This is a genomic window from Acidovorax sp. 99 (assembly GCF_003096455.1).
GTDB classification, from domain to species: Bacteria; Pseudomonadota; Gammaproteobacteria; order Burkholderiales; family Burkholderiaceae_C; genus Acidovorax; species Acidovorax delafieldii.
The window spans coordinates 1,410,749-1,434,010 of record NZ_QEKU01000001.1 but is presented as its reverse complement, the minus strand read 5'-3'; the positions used below and the strand labels follow the sequence as shown (position 1 = coordinate 1,434,010).

Sequence of the window (23,262 nt, the reverse complement as noted above, 5' to 3'; positions counted from 1 at the left end):
GGGGTGTGTCTAGTGGCGGCTCTGTGTCTGACCCACGCTGTGGATTGCTGTCATTCTTTTCAAAATGATAGCAATCAGGCCATATTGCACTAGCGCTGTAGGGCTGCCGGACTGGAAGCGGAGCGTCAGAAGCCCAGACTGGCCAGCAGGTCGTCCACCTGGGACTGGTCGGTGACCACGTCGGGGGTGTTCTCCGGGTCCACCACCGGGCCCTGAAGATGCGCTGCGCGGACGGGCTCGGCGGGCACCTGGGCGCTGGGCGGAGCCGTCTGGATGAGCAGTTGCACCAGCTGCTCTTCAATGGTGGCTGCCAGGTTCACCACGCGTGCAATCACCTGGCCGGTGAGGTCGTGAAAATCCTGCGCCATCATGATTTCGGTGAGGTGCGTGTCGGCCTCCTTGGTCACGCGCTCCACGTCGGTCAGAAAGTTGAAGATCTCGCCCTTGGCCACGGCCGCCACCGGGTCCGCCACCAGCGAGTTGACAACCCGGCGCGTTTCCGCCGCAATGTAGTCGTGCTGGGCCTTGGCCTGTTCGACGCGGTTGAGCACCTTCTCTGCCGCTTCTCCCGTCAGGCGGGCGATATAGGAAAGTCGGCTCTGCGCGTCGGGCAGCTCGCCCATGGAGCCGCGCAGCTTGTCGGCATAACCCAGCTCGTTGAGCGAATCGTGAAGCTGACGTGTCAGCAGGCCAATCTTGTGATGAACATCGGCAGGCTGGCTGTTGTCCGGTGTGTCGTCCATGGCGTCATAACCCCATCTTCTTCAGAATCAAGGTCACTTTCTCTTCCAGAGTTGCCTTGGTGAAGGGTTTGACGATGTAACCCGCAGCGCCTCCCTGGGCGGCGGCAACGATGTCTTCCTTGCGGGCTTCGGCGGTCACCATCAGGACGGGCAGGTGTTTGAGCTTGTCGTCCTTCTTGATCTCGGCCAGCAGCTGGAAGCCGTTCATGTTGGGCATGTTGATGTCGGTCACCACAAAGTCAAACTTGCTGTTGCGCAGCTTGTTGAGTGCGGCGACACCATCCTCGGCCTCGTCGGCGTCTGCAAACCCACTCTCCTTGAGCAGGTTGCGAACGATGCGTCGCATGGTGGAGAAGTCGTCAACGATCAAAAAACGAAGGGCTGTGGTCACTTGGGACCCTTTCAGTCGAGATTTACTGTAAGCATTGTCATGGGTGGCAGGTTTGGTGACAAGTCGTAACTGTTACCTGCTTGGGGGGGGATTTTCCCGCTTTTCCGTCAACAGTTCTGTGGACGTGATTTCAGGAATCCCTTTGCCCATGAGCCGTTCTTCGGCCTCCCGGGTCAACACCGTGATGGTGATGCGCCGGTTGGAGGGGGAGCGTGGGTTCTTGGGGTCCAGCAGATCACTGGCGGCCAAGCCCACCACGCGGCCCAGTTTAGCGTCTGGCATGCCAGCAGAGACCAGTTCCCGCCGCGAGGCGTTGGCGCGATCTGCCGATAGCTCCCAGTTGCTGTAACCCTTTTCGCTGTTGCCATAAGGTACGGCGTCGGTGTGGCCTGCAAGGCTGATGCGGTTTTCGACGCCACCGAGGGCTGCGCCAATTTCGCGCAGGATGTCGCGCATGTAGGGTTTTACCAACGCGCTACCGCTGTCGAACATGGGGCGGTTCTGGTCGTCGATGATCTGGATCTGCAGCCCGTCGGGCGTGATGTCGATGCGGATCTGCGACTTGTACTCATTCAGGCGCGGGTTCTCGGTGATCAGCGCATCGATCTTGGCCTCCAGGGCCTTGATGCGTTCCTGGTCCTGCTTGGCGCGTTCGGCCCGTGCGGCATCGATGCTCATGCGGCGCTGCTTGGCTTCTTCCACATCGGAGCGGCGCACCTGGCCATGCACCTTGGCCAGATCGTTGCCGCCACCGGGGATGACGCTGGAGCTGTTGCCTGCACCGTCGCCTCCGGTCATCGCCACTTTGAGCGGCGAAGCGAAATATGCCGCAATGCCCTGCAGCTCACCTTTGGCCGTGGAGCCCAAAAGCCACATCAGCAAGAAGAACGCCATCATCGCCGTCACGAAGTCGGCATAAGCGATCTTCCAGGCGCCACCATGCACCGCGTGGCCGCCTTTCTTGACGCGCTTGATGATGATGGGCTGGAGCTTCTTTTCTGCCATGGTGGTGGTGGGGCGTTACGGCGCGGCTACTGCATTCGCGGCAGCTGCTACTTCTTGCCCTTCACGTGTCCTTCCAGCTCCGAGAAGCTGGGGCGTACATTGGAGAACAGCACCTTGCGGCCAAACTCAATGGCGGTGGCCGGGTTGTAGCCCTGCATGCTGGCGAGCAGGGTGGACTTGATGCACTGCAGTTCCTTGGCGGCGTCCTCGGTCTTTTGCTCGACGAGTCCACCCAGGGGCTCGACCACGCCGTAGGCCAGCAAAATGCCCAGGAACGTCCCCACCAGCGCCGAGCCGATCATCCCACCCAGTACAGAGGGCGGCTGCCCCACTGAGCCCATGGTGTTCACCACGCCCAGCACGGCGGCCACGATCCCGAAGGCGGGCAGGGCGCCTGCCAACCGGGCCAGCGCTGCCACGGGAGCATGGGCCTCCTGGTGGTGGGTATCGATTTCGCTGTCCATCAGCGCCTCGATCTCGTGGGAATTGAGGTTGCCCGACACCATCATCCGCAGGTAATCGGTGGTGAATTCGATCACATGGTGGTCGCTGCCCACCGTGGGGTATTTCTTGAAGATCTCGGATTCGTGGGGCGCTTCCACATCCTTCTCAATGGCCATCAGCCCCTCTTTGCGGGCCTTCTGCAGGATGTCATAGAGCATCGCCATCAGCTCCATGTAGCGCTCTTTCGTGTATTTGGAACCCTTGAGCGCCATCGGCAGTGCGGCCAAGGTGGCCTTGATCACCTTGGGCTGGTTGTTCACCACAAACGCGCCCAGTGCGCCGCCCAAAATGGTGATGATCTCAAACGGCAGTGCCTTGAGAATCACGCTGATATTGCCTCCGTGCATGATGTACACACCGAAGATGCAGCCGAGGCAGACGACGTAACCGATGATGACAAACATGTTTGAAAAGGAAGGTTCAGCCTGAGTGACCGGTACGGTCCGCAGACTATGTCCAACAATGACTTTAACTTTAATGTACTCCAGCCCCTCTGGCGCTGATGCCGCCATTTGGCGGCCGACTACCGTTTTTTCCGGTCCGTCCGGCGGGCGTTGGCGGCGCAGGCAGCCGGCTCCGCTAGGGGTATCTCTGAAAATGCTCCTCTATTGATAGCTGTGGGTTAATGAAATGCCTTGGCGGAGGGGTAATTCAATTCGTAAAGGGCATTTCAATCCGTCCAGGCGCGATACCAGTCCTTGAGAGGGACCCCGCGCAGCATCCAGTGCGCGGCCACCTGTTGCTGCAACGCCGCGCCTTCCTGTCGGGCGGCGGGCAGATCGGCCAGCCGCTCGCGGAGGGCGGTGACCCAGTCCTTGAACCGGTTTCGTACACGCCGCACCGGCAAGTCGTCGCCCTGGTAGGGCAGGACGTCGGAGCAGACCACGGGCACGCCGCACCAGCCGTATTCGAGCAGCCGAAGGTTGGATTTGCACTCGTTGAAGGCGTTGGCCTCCAGGGGGGCAATCGCCAGGTCCCAGCCTTGGGTCACCGCCATGAGCTGGTGTGAGTACTCCAGCGTTGGCACGCCCACGTAGTAGGTACTCACGTAGGGGCGCAGCGCGGGAGGGCACATGCCAAAGAACACCCACTCCACTTCGTCGGCCAGTTCGCGCACCACGTCAGCAACCATCTCCAGGTCCCCCAGGTGCCCCGCCCCCCCGGCCCAGCCAACGCGCGGCTTGCGGGGCAGGGCGCCGTCCACGGGCGGGCGCACGGGCGGCGCGCTGCCCCACATGCGCGGGGGCAGCCGGTTGGGGGCCACGCGCACCTCTGCGGCGTGGGGGCCGAGCGCCTGTGCCAGCGGCTCGGTGGACACCACAAGCCGGTCGCACAGACCGATGCCCTTGAGAATGCGCCCGCGCAGGTCCTTGGGCATGTCCTGGTGGTGGATGCTCTTCACGGGCACCTGGGCCATGTGGTCGTCCACTTCGTAGATGGTGCGCACCCCGGGTACGGCACGGGCGGCTGCAAGGGCGGCCAGGCCGGCTTCGGTGTAGGGACGCTGGAAGACCAGCGTATCCGCTCCAGTGCGCAGCAGCAGGTGGGTGGGCAGCAACTCGGGCGAGGGCGCGCCGGTGCACAGCCCGGCATCGCGCATGGCGGCCAAGGGCTGCAGGATGCGGTACTGGCCGCACCCGGTGGCATCGGCCGCGAAGACAGCAATGTGGTGCGGCGTCAGGCCCTGCAACGGGTCGGGCCGCAGCACGGTGCGGGTTTCGATCTCGTAATTGCGCTCCGACAGCGAAAGGTGGGGGCTGTAGTGCGGGTCGTGTGCCACCCATGCGGGCCAGCGGGCATAGAAGGCCGCCTGCTCGGCAGAAAAGCGCTCCTGCTTTTGCTCCTGGGTCTTGCCCTCCACGGCGGCGCGCTGGCTGGCGCTACCCTCGTGCAGCAGGGTGGCCAGGGGCGTCCAGACAATGCGCCGGCCCGTGGTGCCAATGCGCAGGCAGAAGTCCACGTCGTTGTAGCTCACGCCGAACTGCGCCTCGTCCAGCCCGCCCACTTCGTCGTACACGGCCCGGGACACCAGCAGGCAGGCTGCAGTGACGGCCGAGAAGTCCTGCGTGAGCTGGGCGCGCCCCTGGTAGCCCGGCTGCTCCCCGGGCAGCCCCAACAGGGGGTGGTCCGCCGGGCCGCACAGGCCCAGCACCACCCCAGCGTGCTGCACGCGCCCATCCGGGAACAGCAGCCGCGCGCCCACGGCGCCCACGCCTGGCCGCAGCCCCTGGCGCACCAAGTGCGTGAGCCAGTCGGCCTGGAGCGCGGCCGTGTCGTTGTTGAGCAGCAGCAGGTATTCGCCCCGCGCCTCGCGCGCCGCCAGGTTGTTCATGCGCGAGAAGTTGAACGGACCGGGGGGGCGCAGCACACGGATGCGGTCGGGCATCACGCCTTCGAGCCCCGCCAGAAAATCGCGCGCTTCGGCCGTCTGGCTGTCGTTGTCCACCACCAGCAGCTCAAACGCGGGGTAGGCTGTTTTGGCCAGCAGCGACTCGATGCAGCGGCTGAGAAAGGGCAGCTGGTCCCGCGTGGGGATGATGATGCTCACCAGCGGCGTGCGGGGCAGCGGCGGCAGCAGGTGGAAACTGCCGGGCAGCGGGCCTTCGAGCACCTGGCTGCCGGGCTCTGCCTGCGCGGCATGTTCGGCCAGTTGCTGGGCCATGGCCTGCCACGTGGCGCTGTCGGTGGCGAAGACCGCGGGCTCGGCGGTCGTGAGGTGCAGGGCCGGCACAGGCACGGGGAGGAAGGCGGCGGCGCCCCGTTCCCGCAACGCAGCCAGCGCCAGTCCATAGGCAAAGGCCAAGCCGAAGCGGGTTGCGCCTCGCGCCTGCGCCAGATGTTCTGCCAGCCAGCCCGTGCGTACCGCCAGCGCCCGGCCCATGTAGGCGCAGGAGAGCAGCAGGTCCTGGTTGAAGGCGGGCTTCAGGCAGGGTGCGCCCAGGTGGCCGCCTGCATCGCGCTCATCGTGGTCCAGGTAGGCAATGAGCGCGGTGTCTGGCGCTGCCGCCAGCGCGCGGGCGAGCTGGGCCAATGCATCGTGCGCCAGTGTGTCGCCAGCGCACAGGCACAGCGTCCAGCCGCTTCCCCCCAGCCCATCTAGGAGTGCAGTAAGCGGTTCGCCTGGGGTTATGGCCGCAATCCGGTTGGCCGGCCGCAGTTGTGCGGCCAGCGACGCGCGGGTGGTGGCCATGCCGGCCGGGCCATCGGCACTGTCGCTCACCGCCACAGCCAGCACCACGCCGACGCCCGCAGCCCTTAGGGCGGGCAGCAGCGCATCATCCGATGCCGCAGAGACGTCTTCCAGCCAGCGCACGTATTCCGAAGGCGGTGCGCTTTCCCCTGCCAGCGCGCGCAGTTCGTCTTCTGGCCGCTGCAGCACGCGGCGGGTCGCCTCCAGGTAGGCGCGGCCCCAGCGGGCGTCGGGCTCCAGGGTGCAGCCCTCGCCCCACTCGTTCCAGGCGTTCACGAAGACCAGGCGCTCATCGCCCTCAAACTCGTCCAGCGTGCGGCCTACGGCCTGGCCCAGCCAGTCTTCATAAGCGTCTGGATTTGCCCCCACAAACAGGGTGGCACCGCCGCGCCGGCGGCGGGCGCTGTTGTCCCAGCCCGGCAGCAGGCCATGGAAGCGCTTGTAGTGCGGGCGCGGCCGCGTCAGCCAGGTGTGGGCCAGTTTGCCGTAGTCGCCCACGCGGGCATCCGGGTCGGCCAGCAGATTGGGCGGGCTGTCGGGCGGCAGGGTGGCGGCATGGACCTGGTGCGGTGGAAACTCCGCGGCTGCGTCAAAACCGTGCTCCGTGGGGTCGATGGGCACAAAGCTCTCCACCGCCACCAGGTACACCTCGCCCACGCCCAGCTCGCGCCAGGCGTCGCGCCAGGCGGCGGTGGTTTCGGCCAGATCGGGAATCACGTCCGTGCGGTAGACCAGCAGCACCGGCCGGCCGTCGATGCGCACGTAGCGCGGATCGGCGAAGTAGCGCGCCAAATCGCCGGCGAAGCGCCCGTGCAGGCCGGGGGCGTAGGACTGCTGCATGAGAACGTCGTGCTCCCCGCCGTCCCAGCGGCGCGTCCAGTTCTCGTTGGCCCAGCACAGGCAGAAGGGGAGGTCGATCTCGGGGTGGGCCAGCAGCTGGTCCACCGGCTTCTCCAGCAGGCGGCGGCCGTCGAACCAGTAGTAGTGGAAACAGAACCCATGCAGGCCGTGCTCGCGCGCCAGGCGCGCCTGGGCCGCCAGCACCTCGACCGAGGACAGGTCGTAGTAGCCGAGTTCCGTGGGCACGAACGGCTGGGCGTGGCCTTCGAAGAGCGGCTGCCCGGCGCGCACGTTGTCCCACTCGGTGAAGCCGGCGCCCCACCATGCGTCGTTTTCGGGGATCGCGTGGAACTGCGGCAGGTGGAAGGCCAGTACGCGGGGGCGCTGGCTGGGCCGCGGGCGGGCTGCCTCCAGCGCCTGCTGTGCCGCCATGTTGTCGGCCAGCTGGACCAGCAGGGTGTCGATGCGCTCGCAGCGTGCCGCGGTAGCCTGCGCGTCGGGGACGATGCGGGGCAAAGTGGCCGCCTTGGCGTACAGCACTTCGATGCTGTGGCGGAAGGTGTCGTCGGCGTAGTACAGACGAACCGCCGCCCGGCCGAAGCTGCCGCGCCACTCGCGCAGGTTGGCATCGCACAGCAGGCGGTGGATGTCCGCCGCGTAGGCCTCGGGTGTGGACCAGAGGTAGAAATCCGCCGGAATGCAGTCGAACTCCAGCGAGAAGCCCGTGCCGCGCCAATCGGCGGGTGCATAGCGGACGATAGGCTTGCCCAGCGCAGCGGCCTCCAACACGGTGGTGGGCGAAGACAGCGGTACCGAGTCCACATACACGTCGCAGGCGTGGTAGCAAGCGGCCAGGTCGGGCTCCGGCAAGTAGCCCGACAGGTGCACGCGCCCGGCAAAGTGTTGCAGGAAGGACTGCCAGAAGGGTGCTTCGGCCACCCCCACCACCAGCAGATGGGCGTCGGGGTGTTGTTCCAGCACGGGCGTGAGCAGTGCCGCCAGATCGGTGCCCTCAATGGGCCAGTATTTGAACGGGGAGCCCGCCGACAGCAGCAGCGGCGCCTCGGCCGGAATGCCAAAGGCCGCGCGAACGTCGAGCCCTGAGGGGTGTTCGAGCCGCGAGAAGTCCATGGGCAGCAAGGCCCAGCCGATGTGCGCGCGCGCAATGCCCCGGCGGTGCTCCAGCACCATGGTGGCCGTGTTGATGGCCAGTGTGGAAATGCCCACGCCCAGCCAGAACACGTGCGAGGCATGGTCCATGGCCAGCACCGGTGGTGCGTTGCGCACGGCGGGCACAGCGGTGCAGGGCAGCACGTCGTGCGGGTGGGTTAGCAGCACCACCTGGTCTGCCTGGGCCACCAGATCCCGCAGCGCCACGGCACGCCCCAGCCAGGAGGGGGCGTCGAGTTGCACGATGTGCACCCGGCCGGCCTGCGCCAGCGCCTGCAGCTGTTCGGGCAGCGGGCGGCCTTCCTGCTGCGTGAGCACCAACGTGTGCTGCGAACCCGTGTCGATGCCAACCCAGCGCCAGGCAATGCGGCTGTGGCCGCCCACGGCGTGCACGCTGGTGAGCACGGTCAACACGCGGCGTGGCGTGGTGGTTGCCCCTGGCGGCGGTGCGTGTTCGGCCGCCGGCAACGCCTGCCCGACCTGCGCCAGCAGCGATTCCAGGGCGGGCGAGGCGAACAGGCCGCTGTGCCGCATCCAGGCGCCGTGGGCGCAGTCGCTGGCAGCTTGCAAAGCGGCCTCAAGGTCGCCCTCGGCGATGCGCTGGCGCACCTGGTCCAGGGCCGCGGCAAAGGCGTCGTGGTTCGCGGCAACCCGTGTTGCCAGAAGGTGGGCTTGGGCCCCGTCGGCCGGTGTGGAGCCGGGGAGGAGGTCGGTCGCGTTACTTGTGGAGGCCATAGAACTGCTTCACGGCCGTTGCCACCACCCTCACATCCTCATTGCCCATGCTCGAATACATGGGCAGGCGCAGCAGCCGTGCGGAGATGTCCACCGTGACGGGCAGTTCGCCGTGCGCGCGGCCGAAGCGGCGGCCTGCGGGCGCGTCGTGCAATGGCACATAGTGGAAGACCGCATGGATCTGCTGCGCGCGCAGATGCGCCATGAGGGCGGCGCGTTCTTCGGCAGAGCGGCACAGCATGTAGAAGATGTGTCCGTTGGCCCGCTGGGATGTGGCCGCGGGCAGCATGGCGAGGTGCTCTTCTTCGAGCGGGCGCAGCAGCTGCACATATTTTTCGTACAACGCGCGCCGGTGGGCGTTGATGCGCTTGGCGTGTTCCAGCTGGGCATACAGGAAGGCCGCAGTCAGCTCGTTGGGCAGGAAGGACGAGCCCACGTCCACCCAGGAGTACTTGTCCACCTCGCCGCGGTAGAACGCTTTGCGGTTCGTGCCCTTTTGCCAGATGACTTCGGCGCGCTCGGCCAACGCAGGGTTGTTGACGAGCAGCGCGCCGCCCTCGCCGCTGATCACGTTCTTGGTTTCGTGGAAACTCAGGCAGCCCAGGTCGCCAATGGTGCCCAGCGCCGTGCCTTCGTCGTGGGCGAGGATCGCCTGGGCGGCATCCTCGATGAGCAGCAGGCCGTGCCGCTGGCAGATGGCCCTGATCACCGCCATGGCGCACGGAACGCCCGCGTAGTGCACCGCCACGATGGCCCTGGTGCGCGGTGTGATGGCCTGCTCGATCAGTGTCTCGTCGATATTCAGCGTGTCGCGCCGGATGTCCACGAAGATCGGCACCCCGCCACGCAGCACAAAGGCATTGGCGGTGGACACAAACGTGAACGAAGGCATCACCACTTCGTCGCCCGCGCCGATGTCGGCCAGGATGGCCGCCATCTCCAGCGCCGTGGTGCACGAAGTGGTCAGCAAGGCCTTGTGGCAGCCCAGGTGTTCCTCCAGCCATTCCTGGCAGCGCCGGGTGAAAGCGCCGTCTCCCGCGATGGAGCCGTTCATGACGGCCTGGGCAATGTAGAACAGCTCCTTGCCGACGATGAAGGGCTTGCCAAAGGGGATGGGCGCGTGGTCGTGTGGCTGCATGAGGTATGTCGGTTCAGGCGCGGGCATGGCCGTAGCGGTACATGTCCAGCATTTCAGGGGGAATGCCCCAGTCTATGGCACCGACCTCGTCGTGCAACCTCTCTACTTGGTCGCGCAGCATCTGGGCCACCTGCTCGGGCATGCGGCTTTTCGCGGGCGAAAAGCCATGCTGGTACGCGGCGCTCAACTGGTGCCGCACGGCCTTCTCCACCGCCTGCTCGCGCGTGAGCAGGCGCAGGGGAGCGCGTTCCGGCGCGAAGCTTGCGAAGCGCTCGTCCACGGCCTCGCCATGCAGCAGTGCCGCCATGTACTGCGAAATAACGGGCGCCAGATGAAATCCGTCGCGTTTGGTGCCGGTGGCGACCAGCAGGTTGGGCAGTGATGTGCGGCCCAGTAGCGGGTAGGTGTCCTGGCTGGTGGGACGCCAGCCCACGTTCACGCGGACCAGGCCAGCGCGATAGAAATTGCGGTTGATCTGCTCCATGCTCGCTTTGAGCAGGGCTTCCACGCTGCCGACACGACCGTGGTGCACGGGCGTGGGCGAGGTGAAGTTGCTGGCGCCGACGAGGATGCGCGACCCGCGGGGAACCGGTGGGACCGTGTAGTAGGGCACGCTGTACACGCCGCAGGCCAGGCCCCGGTTGGGCGTTCGGATGCAGTGCGTGTGCGGGTGCTCGGGGCTGTCCAGTTCCAGCGACACCCCCACGCCATAGAAGATGCGCTGCACGGGCAGGCCCAGCTGGCTGCGCGCCAGCACATCGGTGGCACTGGCGCCGGTGGCCAGCAGGAACCAGTCGCCTTCCACGCGCGTACCGTCGGCCAGCACGGCGGCCGCGATGGCCGCCCCCGACGCGCTGGCCTCCAGCCGGTCCACGCTGGCGTCCTGGAAGCGCACCCGGGCATCGCGCCGCAGGATGGCGTCGAGCTTCTCCAGCATGAGGCGGGGGTTAGCCCAGCCTTCGCCAGGGATGTAGACCGCCCGGGTGGCACGCTGGCGCTGTTCGGGTGCGTAGTTGGGGATGTCGCGCGGCGACACCAGCGAGTGCGGTTCGTTGAAGTCGCGCAGCGCCTGCACGATGGCGTCGAAGTTCTCGTCGTCCAGGTCGTCGGCGGCGTTGTTGTTGACCACATAGGTGCCGCTGGTGATGCATCCACCGCAGTTGAAGCCCTGGCAACCCTGGCAGCCGGCTGGCAGGGCCGCGCCAGCAGCGGCGATCAGAGCGCGCTCGAAATCCGGCCACATCTGTGTAGCGAGGTGGCTGAGTTCGAAGCGGTACAGGTCCAGGGGGTGGTCCAGCGATCCGGCCTCGATTTCGGCAAAGGAATTGAACATGGCCGCGGCGGCCAGCGTGGCGGAGCCGGGCCTTGCGAAGCGGCCCACGATGGTCAGCGTGTCGGTGGATTGTGCGGTCCAGCGCTGCACCAGCCGGAAGGCGGTGCTCAGCGCGACGATGCCATTGCCGAGGACGACGGTGTGCATGGGGCGTGGCTCAGGCCTTGCGTGCGTAGCACAGGCCAGGGTAGGTGGCGGCGCGATGCAGCGTGTGGGCTCGCCCGTGCAGGAACTGCTCGGCGTACGCGCGCCCTTCGGCCACGATGGCATCGCGCGTCAGCTGCCAGAAGGCGACGATGCCGCCGGGCACCAGGCGGTCCCAAACCTGTGCCAGGGCCTGGCGGGTGGGGTCGTACGTGTTCACGTCGAAGAACGCCAGGGCCACGAACTCGTTGGGATGCTGGGCAAAGAAGTCCGGCAGGGTCTGCCGGCAGTCGCCAGCGATCACGCGGTGCTTGCCATGGTTCTGCCCCATGGCATTGCAGCGCTCGTGCACCGTCAGCAACTCGGTCAGGTATTGGGCATAGTCGCCGCCCACGGCGTAGGTGCCCTCCGTATGGGTGGTGCTGGCGCGGTCGGAGTCGGAGAAGCCGGCATAGCCCTCAAAGGTGTCGAAGCACACGATGCGCCGCGTGAAGTGCAGGGGCTCGTGGATGGCGCGCAGGTTCTCGCACAGCACGGCGGTCTGCCCGCGCCAGGTGCCTATGTCCAGAATGCAGCCCGGAATGTCCACGATCTGCCGGTAGATCCCATCGATGGCGAGGATGCGCGCCAGCAGCGATCCGCGCAGGAAAAGGCCGAGCGAGCGCTCTTTTTCCTCGGGCGTGGCGCGGTAGTCTTGCAGCATGCCGAAGAGTTGCTCGCGTGCCGCCAGGCTATCGCTGTTGGAATATGTGAGCGCCGACGACTCGTGGGTCGCGTGGCTGGCAGTGGAGGTGGGAGAGGGCATAGCGGGCGAAGGCTCAGACAAAGCTCAGGTGGGCGCGCTGGTCGCCGCGCACCAGACGGGCGGCGGGCAGCAGCTGGGCGGGAATATCGACAAACGCGACGTCGGAATTCACCAGGCTCCAGTGCAGCGCCTGCTCCAGCAGGCTGCCTTTGCGCGCGAGGATGACGTCGGACCAATCGGTGTTGGTGATGGCCACGGGCGTGAAATCGCTGCGCTTGAGGAAGTTTCCCACCGCCTCCAGCACGCCGAGGTTCTGGCGCAGGCCGGCGTCGCTGAAGCAGCAGTCATTGAGCATGAAAGCGCCGTTGGCGCCCACCAGCTCCTGGTAAAGCATCAGGTCGCGCAGCACATATTCATATTGGTGGCTGGCATCGACGTAAATCAGGTCATAGGGCGCACCCTGGTTGAGCTGGCGTACGGCGGGCAGGGCATCTGCCGTGGGCGAGCGCACGACGGACACGCGGGGTTCTGCGGTAAAACGCTGCTGGCATCCGTCGTGCAGCCGGTCCCAGGTAGCTTGCTCCCAGGTGGGGCCACCAAAATAAAAGTCGTAGGCCTCAGGCGGGTCGATCCAGGAGGGCAGGGGGTCGAAGGGACAATAGTCGCGGTTCGACGCCGTGCTCCAGCTGTCCACCAGCACCAGCTGCGCGGGGTCCAGACGCTGCAGCAGCTGCTGGGCGTTGTCTCCCTTGCACACGCCCAGCTCCACCACATGGGGCTGTACCTGCAGGGCGCGGAAACCATGCTGCAGCACCGAGTACATCAGGTTGCGATCGATGTCGCAGACTTTCATGCGTTTCCTTCTCAATCGGCGGGCCCGGAAAAAGCCGCATCCTTGCGCACGATGATCGTGAAATCGTAAAGATCATAGTCATGCAAAAGCGCGACATTCCGGGCGTATTTCCGTTTGCACCAGTCAAAGAGCCACAGCGGATCGGCGTAATAAAGGTCGGGCCGCATGCGGTCGGGATCTGAATACCGGGTCAGCGCATTGAAGGCAAAGCCCAGCTGGCTGTGCGTGTTCAGGTCGTCCAGCACACTGAGGATGAACTCCTGCCAGGCCGCCTCGGGCACCTGGCCGCGCACGTTGAAGAGACCGCTGGCGACCGCGTAGTCCGCCACGCGGGGGCATCTGCTGCCCACAGCGAACGCGCCCTGCGCGCCGTGGCGCTGCCGAGCCGCGTCCACCATGTCCGGCACCAGGTCGATGCCCAGGTAGTCGACCGGCTCACCCGCAGCACCCAGGTGGTCCAGCAGGGCCCCGTACCCGCAACCCAAGTCGTTGAGCGAGGGGGGCGATGCACGGGCGCGGCTCTGAGGCAGGAGTTTGCACAGTTGTTCAAAGCGCAATGCCTGGGCGCGCGCGTGGCCCCAATCGACGCCGTTCGGAACGGGGCCGTGGGCGCGGAACTTGTCCTCGTAATAAGTGCGGGTAGCGGCGATGGGACTGTTCATGGGGCTGCGGGCGCTGGTCGATCCAGGTAGCGTACTGCCTGGGCGCCAGTGTTCATCAGCAGATCCACCGCGCTCACGTGGTGATCGAACGGGCCGTGGAGCTGGGGATACGGGGGGTAGCCTGCGTAGTCAAACTCTTGCACCGCGATACCGGCCTCTTTAAAAAGGTGCTCGTCCAGGTAGCTTCGCGCAGCGGGGCCGGTTAGATACGTGGTCGCCCCCAGTGCCTGGCACAGGTGCACCAGATTTTCCGTGCGGCCCGGGCAGCGGCCCAGGGTGGATGAGTCCACCAACGGAGTATGCACACCCAGCAGGTCGGCCACGCCGCGCAGCAGTAAGGCGTTGACCTGAGACAAGTGCGTAAGGCCAGCGCAGCGGGCATACAGCTCTGCGAGCGGCGGGCCCACGGTGTCGTAGTGCGCCGCCGCGCGGTAGTTCGCATGCAAGCTGGCCCAGTGCCGCGCATGCCAGAGCGGCTCTGCAATTTCCACCTCGCGGATCTGCTGCAGATAGCGGCTCTTGACCCGCACGGGCAGGGTCAGCCATTGCACGCCCTGGGGGGTCTTGATGCGGTTGCGGTTGCGCCAGTCGCGCTTGGTGTATTGCACGTCGTCATAAAGCACGAAGACGTCCGCCGCCCGCATGAGGTCGAAATACCCCTTCCAGGGAATATAGTTCGACTGAACGATGGCGACGGTGAGCGGCATGGTCGGGGGTGCGCCTGCGGGTGGGCACGCAGGGCCGGAAAAAGGTGGGGTGGCCTGCGAGGGGGTCGATTGTGCGGTATCTACGCCTGTCGCCGCGCTGCTAGCCCTTCAGGAGTGCCAGCACGCCCTGCGGGATCTGGTTGGCCTGGGCCACCATCGCCGTGCCGGCCTGTTGCAGGATCTGTGCCCGCGACAGGTTGGCCGTTTCGGCAGCGAAGTCCGCATCCAAAATGCGTGAGCGCGAGGCCGACAGGTTCTCAGAAGTAATGTTCAGGGCCGCAATGCTCGTTTCGAAGCGCGACTGCAAGGCACCGAGCTTGGCGCGCTCACTGCTAACAAAGGCCAGGGCGGAGTCCACGGTCTTAAGTGCTTCGGTGGCCTTCTTGAAGGTAGTCACGTCCAGGTCAGAGACCTTTTGCAGCGACGAGCCATTGTCGGTGAAGGCGTTGGAGGCCGTCACGTCAGTGGAGAAGGACTTGTCGGAGTCCAGCACCACATAGCCGCTGGTGAGGGAGTTGTCAGCAGTGGTGTCGGCCGCGAGAGTAACGGTGCCGGTAACAGCGGTGCCGTCGGCCTGCAGCTTGGTCACGTTAACAGCGCCGGCATTGGCCACCGTTGTATCTCCCACGCGGATATCGTTGCCCGTGGCGTTGGTCAGCACAATGGCTGTGCCCGTCGCGTTGAGCGAGGCAGTCACGCCTGTCTTGGAGGACTGTTCATTGATGGCTGCAATGCCTGCCGAGAGGCCATCGGCGCCGGTGGCGGCCGACAGGGTGAAGGACACGCTCTGGTCCGCACCGTTGTCGGAGCGCAACGCCAACGTGTAGGAGCCTGCAGCCGCAAACGTCACTTCCGCCTCTGTACGGGCCGTGGCATTCACGCCGGTAGTGGCGCCCGCCAGATTGATATTGTCGGCAATGGTCTTGGCGGTCTGGTTTGCCGCAATATTCACCGTAGCCGAGCCCCGCGAGCCGTTGATGACCACACTGCCCGAGGTGGTGCTGTTGGCGCCCCAGGCCGCGCCTGATGTGGGAGCGCCCGCGCCGTTGGCCGAGGTATTCTGGTTGTTGCCGTAGGTATTGGTGCGCAGGTTAGCCGTGGCTGCGATGATGGTTTGATTGGCGTTTGCGCCCACCTGGAACTGCGCAGTTCCAAAAGTGCCATCCAGCAATTTCTGGCCGTTGAACTCGGTGGTTTGGGAGATTCGGTCAAGTTCTGCCACCAACTGGCTGACTTCCTGTTGCAGGGCCTGGCGATCGCTGGCGCTGTTGGAGGCGTTGGCCGATTGCACCGCCAGTTCTCGCACGCGCTGCAGGATGTCGCCAGCGGACTTCATGGCGCCTTCCGTCACTTGGGCCAGGGAGATGCCGTCGTTCGCATTGCGGGCTGCCTGGTTCAGACCCCGGATCTGGCTGGTGAAACGCTCGGAAATGGCCAGACCGGCCGCGTCGTCCTTGGCGCTGTTGATGCGCAGGCCTGAGGACAGGCGCTGGATGGATGTGTTCAGCGAAGCCTGGCTGGTGCCAAGGTTGCGCTGCGCGGTCAGGGAACTGACGTTGGTGTTGATGGTTGCTGCCATGGCGACACTCCTTAGCGGAAGACGGTGTTGTTTGCCGGTTCAAGCGCGCCCCGTCCGGCTGTCAATAAGGGAACGATGGATGGATTGTGGAGAGCCTGCCTTGACTTATTGGGGCGATAAGCGGTCAAAAAGTCGCACAACTTGTGCGTTTGGCCCTCAAGTTTTCCGCACACCACCCGAAAACCATTGCAACGGACCGTAAGCGGCCCGCCGTTCACCGGATGCCATTTACAGGCGCTGGCGAACCCAGGAGGCCAGCATGGTGCTGGCGCCCAGGCTGGCGGCAACGCCATATTTACTCAGTTCTATCTGGAGATTTGCAATGGCTTCCACCATCAATACCAACGTCGCATCGCTCACCGCCCAGCGCAACCTCGGCACGAGCCAGTCGTCGCTGAACACATCCATCCAGCGCCTGTCCTCAGGCCTGCGCATCAACAGCGCCAAGGACGACGCGGCCGGTCTGGCCATTTCCGAGCGTTTCACCGGCCAGATTCGGGGCATGAACCAAGCGGTGCGCAACGCCAACGATGGCATCTCCCTGGCGCAGACGGCTGAAGGCGCGCTCAAGGCCTCCGGCGACATTCTGCAGCGCGTGCGTGAGCTGGCGGTGCAATCGGCCAACGCCTCCAACAGCGCAGGAGATCGTCAAGCCCTGCAGCAAGAAGTCTCGCAACTGGTTTCCGAACTGGATCGCATCTCGCAAACCACCGAGTTCAACGGCTCCAAGTTGCTCGACGGCACTTTCGGCACTCAGCAATTCCAAGTGGGAGCTAACGCCAACCAGACCATCACCGCCGCCACGGCCAACCTGCGCACCAATACCTACGGCAATAACCAGAACACTTCGGTCAACGGCGCGGGCGGTGCGGCTTCGGGCGCGGCCTGGGGTGCAAACAGCACGACTTCCGGCACGGTGGCCATCAATGGCTCGCTGGGCTCCAGCACGGTGAACATCGGTGCCAACCAGACCGCAAAGACCATTGCTGATAACATCAACGCCGTCAAGTCCAGCACTGGTGTAGGCGCCACGGCGCGTACCGATGCCGAAGTGACGTTTGGTGCTGCCGGTTCGTACACCCTGGCCCTGCGCTCGGACAACGGCGCGGACCTGAACGTGTCCTTCACGCTGTCTGCAGCCACTGGCGCCGATCCGCTGTCCGCCGCCGTAGCCGCCATCAATGACCAGTCGTCCAAGACGGGTGTAACGGCCACGGTCAATACTGCAGGCACAGCCATTGTGCTGACCAACGCCACGGGCAACGATATCCGCGTGGGAGATACAACGGTGGCCAATGCCGGCGCTGTTAACGTGACCAAGCTGCAGGCCGACGGCACCGCTGTTACCGGCACCGTTACTCTCGCGGCCGACACCACTGCTGACAACTCCCTCACCAGCGGCTATGTGGTGCTAGACTCCGACAAGTCCTTCTCCACTGACGTGACGGCCTCCAACGCCTTCACCGACAATGGCTCGTCGCTGCAAAAGGTCTCTGACCTGGACGTGACTACCTTCAAGAAGGCCACCGAAGCACTTAAGACCGTGGACTCCGCCCTGTCGTACGTGAGCTCCCAGCGCGCCAAGCTCGGTGCCTTGCAATCGCGCTTCGAGACCTCGATCGCCAACCTGCAAGTGACTTCGGAAAACCTGTCGGCCTCGCGCTCGCGTATTCTGGATGCCGATTTCGCTGCCGAAACGGCCAACCTGTCACGCTCGCAGATCCTGCAACAAGCCGGAACTGCAATGGTGGCCCAGGCCAACCAGTTGCCCCAAGGCGTGCTGGCTCTGCTGCGCTGATTGGCAGCAGGCATGGCCGCCACGGTGTTGCAGTGCCGTGGCAGGCCTTCGGCGGCGGCAAAATTTCTGTCGCCGCCCTTTCGTTTTTTGACCGGTAGGTGCCAGGGCTGCCGGATAAGACGGGTTTCCTGGTGTGAATACGGACGATGCTGGCGACCATTCGGCGCCATAATTTCCGTTGGACAGTTCAGGAGGTTTGTATGGCCACCATTTCATCCCCAGGCGTCGGCACCAGCGGCCTTGATGTCAAGAGCATCATTTCCCAACTGGTCGCGCTGGAAAAAAAGCCCTTGGACACGCTCAAGCTGCAGGCGGCCACGGTCAATACCAAGATCTCTGCCTACGGCCAGATCAAGTCGCTGGTGTCCACACTGCAGGACGCCGCCAGCAAGCTCACTAGCGTGACCGGCTGGAACGGCGTCAACACTACGTCTTCCGATTCCAAATATGTGTCGGCCGGTGCCGTGGGTGGCACCCTGCCCACCAGCTTCAGCGTGGAAGTGCAGAGCCTGGCCAAGGCGCAGGCAACAGCCTCGGCGGCCTTGCTGCCCGTGGGCGGCGCCCTTGGCGCAGGTACCCTGCGGCTGGAACTGGGCAAGTGGAGCGTGGCACCGGCCTCGTTCACGCCCAGCAGCGGCCAGCCGGTGGACATCACCATCACCGCCACGGACAAGCTCTCCGACGTAGCCAGCAAGATCAACGGTGCTAACGCGGGTGTGACTGCGTCCATCCTCACGGATGCTTCGGGCGAACGCTTGTTGCTGCGCAGCAAGAACACCGGCGCCGAAGCCGGTTTCCGCCTGAGTGTGATGGAGGGGGGCGATACGGACATCGCCAGCGCTGGCAATACCGACGCCACGGGGCTGTCGCGCCTTGTGGCCGGGTCCACGGTCACCCAGGCTGGGGCGGATGCCAAAGCCACCGTCAACGGCATTGCCGTTTCCTCGGCCACCAATACCTTTGCTTCCACTATTTCCGGTGTGACGTTCAAGGCCGAGCAGGTGACCACGGCCCCGGTGGAAATCACGGTGGCCAAGGATGACACAGCGGTGCAGAGCAACATCGACGCCTTTGTGAAGGCCTACAACGCCGTCAACCAGCTGCTGCAGGACGCCACCAAGTACGACGCGAAGACTAATTCTGCGGGTTTGCTGCAGGGCGACTCCACGGCTGTGGCGCTTCAGAACTCGCTGCGCAACGCCATCCAGAGCGTGACCAGTGGCGGCGGCGCCTTCAAGCGCCTGGCAGATGTGGGTATCACCCAGCAACTGGGCGGCGACCTGGCGGTGGACTCCGCCAAGCTGAGCAAGGCGCTCAAGGAGTCGCCGGAGGACCTCAAGAACCTGTTCCGCAACACGGGCGGCGGCTCTGCCGATGGCATTGCCGTGCAGCTCAAGGCGCTCACCACCGACCTGCTGTCCAACAAGAACACTGGTTTCTTCAAGTCGAAGGACGATACCTTGCAGCTGAGCCTCAAGCGCAATGTCGACGACCAGGCGCGGCTGCTGGACAAGGTGGATGCGTATGAAAAACGGATTACGCAGCGCTATAACGCTCTGGATAAGCAGATGAGCAGCCTGAACGGGCTCAATGCCTATATTGCCCAGCAGGTGACCGCGTGGAACAAGTCCGGCGGTTGATGAAAGGCTTCAGTTTTCTGGGTGCAAGCCGATAACTTAAGCAATACATCGGAAGGATGGTCAGCATGTTCAGCGCCTACAGCCCCCGCGCCGCCAACGCCTATCAGCGTATCAATGTCGAAACTAGCATGCACACGATGGACCAGCACCAGCTGGTCAGCCTGTTGTATGAAGGTGTGCTCAACGCCATCGCCACGGCGCGCGGCGCCTTGGCACGCGGCGACGTCCTCACCAAGGTGAACAGCATCTCCAAAGCCATCCGCATCATCGAAGAAGGGCTTTGCACGGCGCTTGATCGGGTGGACGGTGGTGAGCTGGCTGAGAACCTGGGGTTGCTCTATGACTATTGCCTGCGCCGTCTGATCCTGGCCAACGCCCGTAACGACGACGCCATGATGGCCGAGGTGATGCGGCTGATCGAGCCGGTGGCCCAGGGTTGGAACGAAATCAAGAAAAGCCAGGCCGCAGCCACGGCACAGGCGCCTGCCGCCAAGAACCAACCGATGCTGGCGGGGGTCTGAACCATGTCCCATATGCTCATTGACTACTACAAGGCGATTGAAGACAGCAGCGCCAAGATGCTGGAGGCTGCCAAGCTCAAGGATTGGGATGGTGTGGTGCGCTATGAAGGCGCCTGTGCAGTGCTGATCGAGCAACTGCGCTTCAAGTCGCAAGAGCACGAATTGCTGCCTGAGCACCGCCGTGAAAAGACCCGCATCATGCAGCGCATCTTGCGCAACGATGCGCAGATCCGCTGTCTGGCAGAGCCCTGGCTTGCGCAGTTTGAGCATCTGTTCGAGGGGCAGCCCCAGATGATGCACTGAGTGCGGGCAGCGCAACGCTCCCGGGCTGCTGCTGCCGTGTGCGACAGTGGCCTAGCTGTGAAGTTTCAATAGGTTGTACCCCGTGTTCATCCGGATTGGGTTTGAGAGACTGTAAGTCGCCAACCACCCAATCCGCTCAGGACACCCAACCAGATGAACAGCCATAAGCATGCCGACTCACCTTCACCCGTCGAATCGAGATGGTCAAACAGATGACCATGCAAGGCGCTACGAGCACGACGCGCCTGGAGGCCTGCTGCACATCGGTACCAAAAAGCTCGGGCGCATTGTCAGACCCAGCCATCGCGTGACGGGCAACCAGCGCGACTCGGTGGATGACGCTGGCTGGGAGACGCTGTTTGTGGCCATAGATGACCATGCCCGCATCGCCTTCACAGCCATGCGCCCAGACGAGAATAAGCACGAGGCAGTCGCATTCCTGCAGAGCGCCGTGGGGTACTACGCAGGCTTGGGTTTGGGTATCACGGATACTGACGGACAGCGACGCAGCGTTTCGATCAAAGGAATTCGCTGCAGCCTGCAAAGCTCTGGCGATTCAGCACAAGTTCGCCAGGCCGTACCGCCCGCAAACCAATGGCAAGGCCGAGCGGTTCACCCAGTCGGCACTACGCGAGTGGGCCTATGGCTGGAAGTATCAGAACTCAGCGCAGCGAACCCAAGCCCTGGCGAGCTGGCAGCACCACTACAACCGGCACCGACCGCGCAGCGGCATCGGAGCGATTGCCCCGATGGACAGGCTCATCCCCGCAAATAACCTCTTGACGGTTCACACCTTGCGGTCAAAGGTGGTTGCTTGTTAGGGCTGGGATGGCCGGACTAGCGGAGCACTGCGGTGAGGGGCGGTGCCGTCCAGTGGGGTGCCAAAGTGCGCGGTGCTGAACCTGTCGCTACTTCGACCGCCAAGCGCCTCTGGGTTAAAAAATGCACTAAATGTGCCTGAGGCGCTAGTGCAGCATGTCTTTGCTGCTATCAAAATATAGTTTCTTGTGTTGGCACAGCGCAGTGCCACACGGTTGCCCCGTTGAGAACGGGGCCTTCATACTTCGCCAGCAGCTCACACCTGCATGTTCATGATGTCGGTGTACGCCTGCACCATGCGATTGCGCACGTGCAGTGTGGCTTGAAAGCCGATTTGCGCCTTCTGGAGAGCCACCATGGTCTCTTCCAGACTCACGGAGGGGTTTTCCATTTGCACCTCCTTTTGCATCTCGGAAGATTTGTTCTGCGCGGCACTCACTGACTGCAATGCGCCCTTGAGCGCGCCAGAAAAGCCGACTTCATTGCCCGTGGTTTGTGGCGCTGCAGCACGGCGCGCGACGCCAGCGCCCGTCAGCGGGGCGGTTGAGCTGGAGATGCGAAGGTCCATGGCGGTATCCGTAGGGGAATGGCGGTATGCTGCGTATCCTAGCTACCGGCCCAGGATGCATCGCTCTGAATAGATGGCCAAACGGACGGCTTATCCAGCGAACATTTTGGGGGCGTGACCGAATAATCGACCCCACGCTAGGTCTGTTGCAGGGCCTGCTTTAATGGAAAGCAAGATGTCTGCTGTTGCTGAAGTCCCTCTCAATCCGCTCCCGACGCCGGCCAGTCCCAACTGGCTGCAGCGGCTGTCCGCCCTCGACCGGGCGCAGCGCATGCGGCTGGGTGCGGGCGTGGCGCTGCTGGTGGCTGCTGCCGTTGCGGCCGTCGTGATGGGGCGCCAACCCGACTACCGGGTACTGTTTTCCAATCTGGGCGACAAGGATGGCGGAGCCGTGGTGGCACAGCTCTCCCAAATGAATGTGCCCTACAAGTATTCCGAGGGTGGCGGCGCCATCCTGATCCCAGCGGAGCGCGTGCATGACGTGCGTCTGCGACTGGCCACTCAGGGCCTGCCCAAGGGCTCCGTCGCAGGTTTTGAGCTGATGGAGTCCAACAAATTCGGGATGACGCAGTTTCAGGAGCGTCTGAACTTCCAGCGGGGGCTGGAGGGGGAGCTCACCCGGTCCATACAGGCTTTGTCGTCCGTGCAAAGTGCCCGTGTGCACCTGGCCTTGCCCAACCAGAACGGATTTTTCCGTGAGCAGCAAAAGCCGTCGGCCTCGGTACTGGTGAGCCTCCACCCCGGCCGTATTCTGGACCGTGCCCAACTCGCGGGCATCGTGCATCTGGTGGCTTCCAGCGTGCCGGAACTGGCGCCGTCGGCCGTGAGTGTGCTGGATGACACGGGCAAGCTGCTGTCCCAATCGCCCGACAGCACGGCCGGTGCTGAAATCAATGCCCAGCAGCTCTTGTATGTGCAGCAGCTGGAGCAGCAGTATTCGCGCCGCATCATGGACATCCTGGAGCCCGTGGTCGGCCGTGACAACGTCAAGGCACAGGTGACGGCTGAGGTGGACTTCTCCCAGACCGAGTCCACCTCCGAGCAATTCCGCCCCAACCAGACGCCAGACTCCAGCGCCGTCCGCAGCCAGCAGGTGCTGGAAAGCCGTGGCAGCGCGACGAAGACCGCCACGGGTGTGCCCGGTGCGGTTGCCAACCAGCCTCCCGCTCCGTCTGCAGCGCCCATCAATGGCGCCAACCCTGCGCCCAACGCGGGCGGCCAACAGGGGACTGAGGAGCAGTCCAACAAGCGCGAGTCCACCACGAACTATGAAGTGGACAAGACGGTGAAAGTGGTCCGTGGCAGTACGGGCGCAGTCAAGCGGCTGAGTGCTGCGGTCGTGGTCAACTACCAGTCGGCCGAGGACAAGGGCAAGACCGTGACCAAGGCGCTGACGCCCGAGCAGATCGAGCAGATGACGGCGCTGGTGCGTGAAACCATTGGCTTCAATCGCGAACGCGGTGATTCGGTGAATCTGATGAATACGCCGTTCCAGGTGACTGCAGTGCCCACCACAGACACCCCGCTGTGGAAGCAGCCTGAGGTGGTTGATCTGGCCAAGACCTTTGCCTGGCCGGTAGGTGCGGTTCTGTTTGCTGCCCTGGTGCTGATGGGTCTGGTGCGTCCTGCGCTCAAAGGCCCAGCGCCGGCCAAGGCCGGTGCCGCCAAGCCGGTGGCAGGTGGACAACTGGACGCGCTGGAGGCAGAAACACCCGAGCGCCCGGCATTGGCAGCGCCCGCCCGCAAGGACGAAGTGTTGCCCGCGACCCCCGAGCAGCTGCGCCTGGAAGATGCGCGCACGCTGGCCAAGGAGAATCCGGTCGCGGTCGCCAATATTCTCAAGACCTGGCTGAACGGCGAGCCCGTTTAGTCGC

The 23,262-nt window shown here is 64.4% G+C and carries 18 protein-coding genes and 1 pseudogene; 6 read left to right on the top strand and 13 right to left on the bottom strand.

The genetic code is table 11. The features are described 5' to 3' along the window. Positions 1–125: 125 nt before the first annotated feature. The 12 genes from C8C95_RS06685 to C8C95_RS06630 form a co-directional block, all read right to left on the bottom strand. Complete coding sequence (locus C8C95_RS06685) at positions 126–743, bottom strand: protein phosphatase CheZ (RefSeq protein WP_056748017.1); 618 nt, start codon at positions 741–743, stop codon at positions 126–128. A 4-nt stretch (positions 744–747) separates the two neighbouring features. Next, positions 748–1,134 carry a chemotaxis response regulator CheY gene (cheY, locus tag C8C95_RS06680; protein ID WP_010466076.1) on the bottom strand — a complete coding sequence of 129 codons (387 nt, stop codon included), beginning with the start codon at positions 1,132–1,134 and terminating at the stop codon, positions 748–750. A 72-nt stretch (positions 1,135–1,206) separates the two neighbouring features. Continuing rightward, positions 1,207–2,139 (bottom strand): flagellar motor protein MotB, encoded by a 933-nt coding sequence (motB, locus tag C8C95_RS06675; RefSeq protein WP_056065694.1) that lies wholly within the window; start codon positions 2,137–2,139, stop codon positions 1,207–1,209. 47 nt (positions 2,140–2,186) lie between these two features. Beyond that, a complete protein-coding gene (motA, locus tag C8C95_RS06670) occupies positions 2,187–3,047 on the bottom strand; it encodes a flagellar motor stator protein MotA (RefSeq protein ID WP_056065696.1) in 861 nt (286 codons plus the stop codon). Between the two features lie 266 nt (positions 3,048–3,313). Then, a complete protein-coding gene (locus tag C8C95_RS06665) occupies positions 3,314–8,578 on the bottom strand; it encodes a glycoside hydrolase family 99-like domain-containing protein (RefSeq protein WP_116748067.1) in 5,265 nt (1,754 codons plus the stop codon). Continuing rightward, a complete protein-coding gene (gene rffA, locus C8C95_RS06660; protein ID WP_116750165.1) occupies positions 8,562–9,716 on the bottom strand; it encodes a dTDP-4-amino-4,6-dideoxygalactose transaminase in 1,155 nt (384 codons plus the stop codon). Before rffA ends, C8C95_RS06665 begins: the two co-directional genes overlap by 17 nt. 13 nt (positions 9,717–9,729) lie before the next feature. Beyond that, complete coding sequence (locus C8C95_RS06655) at positions 9,730–11,196, bottom strand: FAD-dependent oxidoreductase (RefSeq protein WP_116748066.1); 1,467 nt, start codon at positions 11,194–11,196, stop codon at positions 9,730–9,732. A 10-nt stretch (positions 11,197–11,206) separates the two neighbouring features. Beyond that, positions 11,207–11,998 (bottom strand): TylF/MycF/NovP-related O-methyltransferase, encoded by a 792-nt coding sequence (locus C8C95_RS06650; protein WP_116748065.1) that lies wholly within the window; start codon positions 11,996–11,998, stop codon positions 11,207–11,209. A gap of 13 nt (positions 11,999–12,011) precedes the next feature. Next, positions 12,012–12,791, bottom strand: coding sequence for a class I SAM-dependent methyltransferase (locus C8C95_RS06645; RefSeq protein ID WP_116748064.1), 780 nt, complete (start codon positions 12,789–12,791; stop codon positions 12,012–12,014). 11 nt (positions 12,792–12,802) lie between these two features. Next, complete coding sequence (locus C8C95_RS06640) at positions 12,803–13,453, bottom strand: class I SAM-dependent methyltransferase (protein WP_116748063.1); 651 nt, start codon at positions 13,451–13,453, stop codon at positions 12,803–12,805. Next, positions 13,450–14,160, bottom strand: a complete 711-nt coding sequence (locus C8C95_RS06635; protein ID WP_116748062.1) for a WbqC family protein — start codon at positions 14,158–14,160, stop codon at positions 13,450–13,452. The genes C8C95_RS06640 and C8C95_RS06635 overlap by 4 nt, the downstream gene beginning before the upstream one ends. A 100-nt stretch (positions 14,161–14,260) precedes the next feature. Then, positions 14,261–15,739: a flagellin gene (locus C8C95_RS06630; RefSeq protein ID WP_116748061.1), complete on the bottom strand. Its 1,479-nt coding sequence runs from the start codon at positions 15,737–15,739 to the stop codon at positions 14,261–14,263. A 322-nt stretch (positions 15,740–16,061) separates the two neighbouring features. Here C8C95_RS06630 and C8C95_RS06625 point away from each other — a divergent pair, with 322 nt between their 5' ends. The 5 genes and pseudogenes from C8C95_RS06625 to C8C95_RS06605 form a co-directional block, all read left to right on the top strand. After that, a complete protein-coding gene (locus tag C8C95_RS06625; protein ID WP_116748060.1) occupies positions 16,062–17,537 on the top strand; it encodes a flagellin in 1,476 nt (491 codons plus the stop codon). A 200-nt stretch (positions 17,538–17,737) separates the two neighbouring features. Continuing rightward, positions 17,738–19,177 (top strand): flagellar filament capping protein FliD, encoded by a 1,440-nt coding sequence (gene fliD / locus C8C95_RS06620; RefSeq protein ID WP_116748059.1) that lies wholly within the window; start codon positions 17,738–17,740, stop codon positions 19,175–19,177. 65 nt (positions 19,178–19,242) lie between these two features. Further along, positions 19,243–19,698 (top strand): flagellar export chaperone FliS, encoded by a 456-nt coding sequence (gene fliS, locus C8C95_RS06615; protein WP_116750164.1) that lies wholly within the window; start codon positions 19,243–19,245, stop codon positions 19,696–19,698. A 3-nt stretch (positions 19,699–19,701) separates the two neighbouring features. Further along, positions 19,702–20,001, top strand: coding sequence for a flagellar protein FliT (locus C8C95_RS06610; protein WP_007860919.1), 300 nt, complete (start codon positions 19,702–19,704; stop codon positions 19,999–20,001). A 223-nt stretch (positions 20,002–20,224) separates the two neighbouring features. Continuing rightward, positions 20,225–20,822, top strand: a pseudogene (locus C8C95_RS06605) (integrase core domain-containing protein); the annotation flags it as partial. Between the two features lie 254 nt (positions 20,823–21,076). Here C8C95_RS06605 and fliE read toward each other — a convergent pair. Further along, on the bottom strand, positions 21,077–21,388 hold the full coding sequence (gene fliE, locus C8C95_RS06600) for a flagellar hook-basal body complex protein FliE (RefSeq protein WP_116748058.1): 312 nt from the start codon (positions 21,386–21,388) through the stop codon (positions 21,077–21,079). Between the two features lie 175 nt (positions 21,389–21,563). On the opposite strand from fliE, the gene fliF reads away from it, so the two are divergent. Then, on the top strand, positions 21,564–23,258 hold the full coding sequence (gene fliF, locus C8C95_RS06595; RefSeq protein WP_056065860.1) for a flagellar basal-body MS-ring/collar protein FliF: 1,695 nt from the start codon (positions 21,564–21,566) through the stop codon (positions 23,256–23,258). Positions 23,259–23,262: the final 4 nt, after the last annotated feature.

Bases quoted from the DNA above. Each gene is read 5' to 3' on its own strand.
- C8C95_RS06685 (WP_056748017.1), bottom strand. From the start codon at position 743: ATGGACGACACACCGGACAACAGCCAGCCTGCCGATGTTCATCACAAG.
- motB (WP_056065694.1), bottom strand. From the start codon at position 2,139: ATGGCAGAAAAGAAGCTCCAGCCCATCATCATCAAGCGCGTCAAGAAA.
- motA (WP_056065696.1), bottom strand. From the start codon at position 3,047: ATGTTTGTCATCATCGGTTACGTCGTCTGCCTCGGCTGCATCTTCGGT.
- C8C95_RS06665 (WP_116748067.1), bottom strand. From the start codon at position 8,578: ATGGCCTCCACAAGTAACGCGACCGACCTCCTCCCCGGCTCCACACCG.
- rffA (WP_116750165.1), bottom strand. From the start codon at position 9,716: ATGCAGCCACACGACCACGCGCCCATCCCCTTTGGCAAGCCCTTCATC.
- C8C95_RS06655 (WP_116748066.1), bottom strand. From the start codon at position 11,196: ATGCACACCGTCGTCCTCGGCAATGGCATCGTCGCGCTGAGCACCGCC.
- C8C95_RS06650 (WP_116748065.1), bottom strand. From the start codon at position 11,998: ATGCCCTCTCCCACCTCCACTGCCAGCCACGCGACCCACGAGTCGTCG.
- C8C95_RS06645 (WP_116748064.1), bottom strand. From the start codon at position 12,791: ATGAAAGTCTGCGACATCGATCGCAACCTGATGTACTCGGTGCTGCAG.
- C8C95_RS06640 (WP_116748063.1), bottom strand. From the start codon at position 13,453: ATGAACAGTCCCATCGCCGCTACCCGCACTTATTACGAGGACAAGTTC.
- C8C95_RS06635 (WP_116748062.1), bottom strand. From the start codon at position 14,160: ATGCCGCTCACCGTCGCCATCGTTCAGTCGAACTATATTCCCTGGAAG.
- C8C95_RS06630 (WP_116748061.1), bottom strand. From the start codon at position 15,739: ATGGCAGCAACCATCAACACCAACGTCAGTTCCCTGACCGCGCAGCGC.
- C8C95_RS06625 (WP_116748060.1), top strand. From the start codon at position 16,062: ATGGCTTCCACCATCAATACCAACGTCGCATCGCTCACCGCCCAGCGC.
- fliD (WP_116748059.1), top strand. From the start codon at position 17,738: ATGGCCACCATTTCATCCCCAGGCGTCGGCACCAGCGGCCTTGATGTC.
- fliS (WP_116750164.1), top strand. From the start codon at position 19,243: ATGTTCAGCGCCTACAGCCCCCGCGCCGCCAACGCCTATCAGCGTATC.
- C8C95_RS06610 (WP_007860919.1), top strand. From the start codon at position 19,702: ATGTCCCATATGCTCATTGACTACTACAAGGCGATTGAAGACAGCAGC.
- fliE (WP_116748058.1), bottom strand. From the start codon at position 21,388: ATGGACCTTCGCATCTCCAGCTCAACCGCCCCGCTGACGGGCGCTGGC.
- fliF (WP_056065860.1), top strand. From the start codon at position 21,564: ATGTCTGCTGTTGCTGAAGTCCCTCTCAATCCGCTCCCGACGCCGGCC.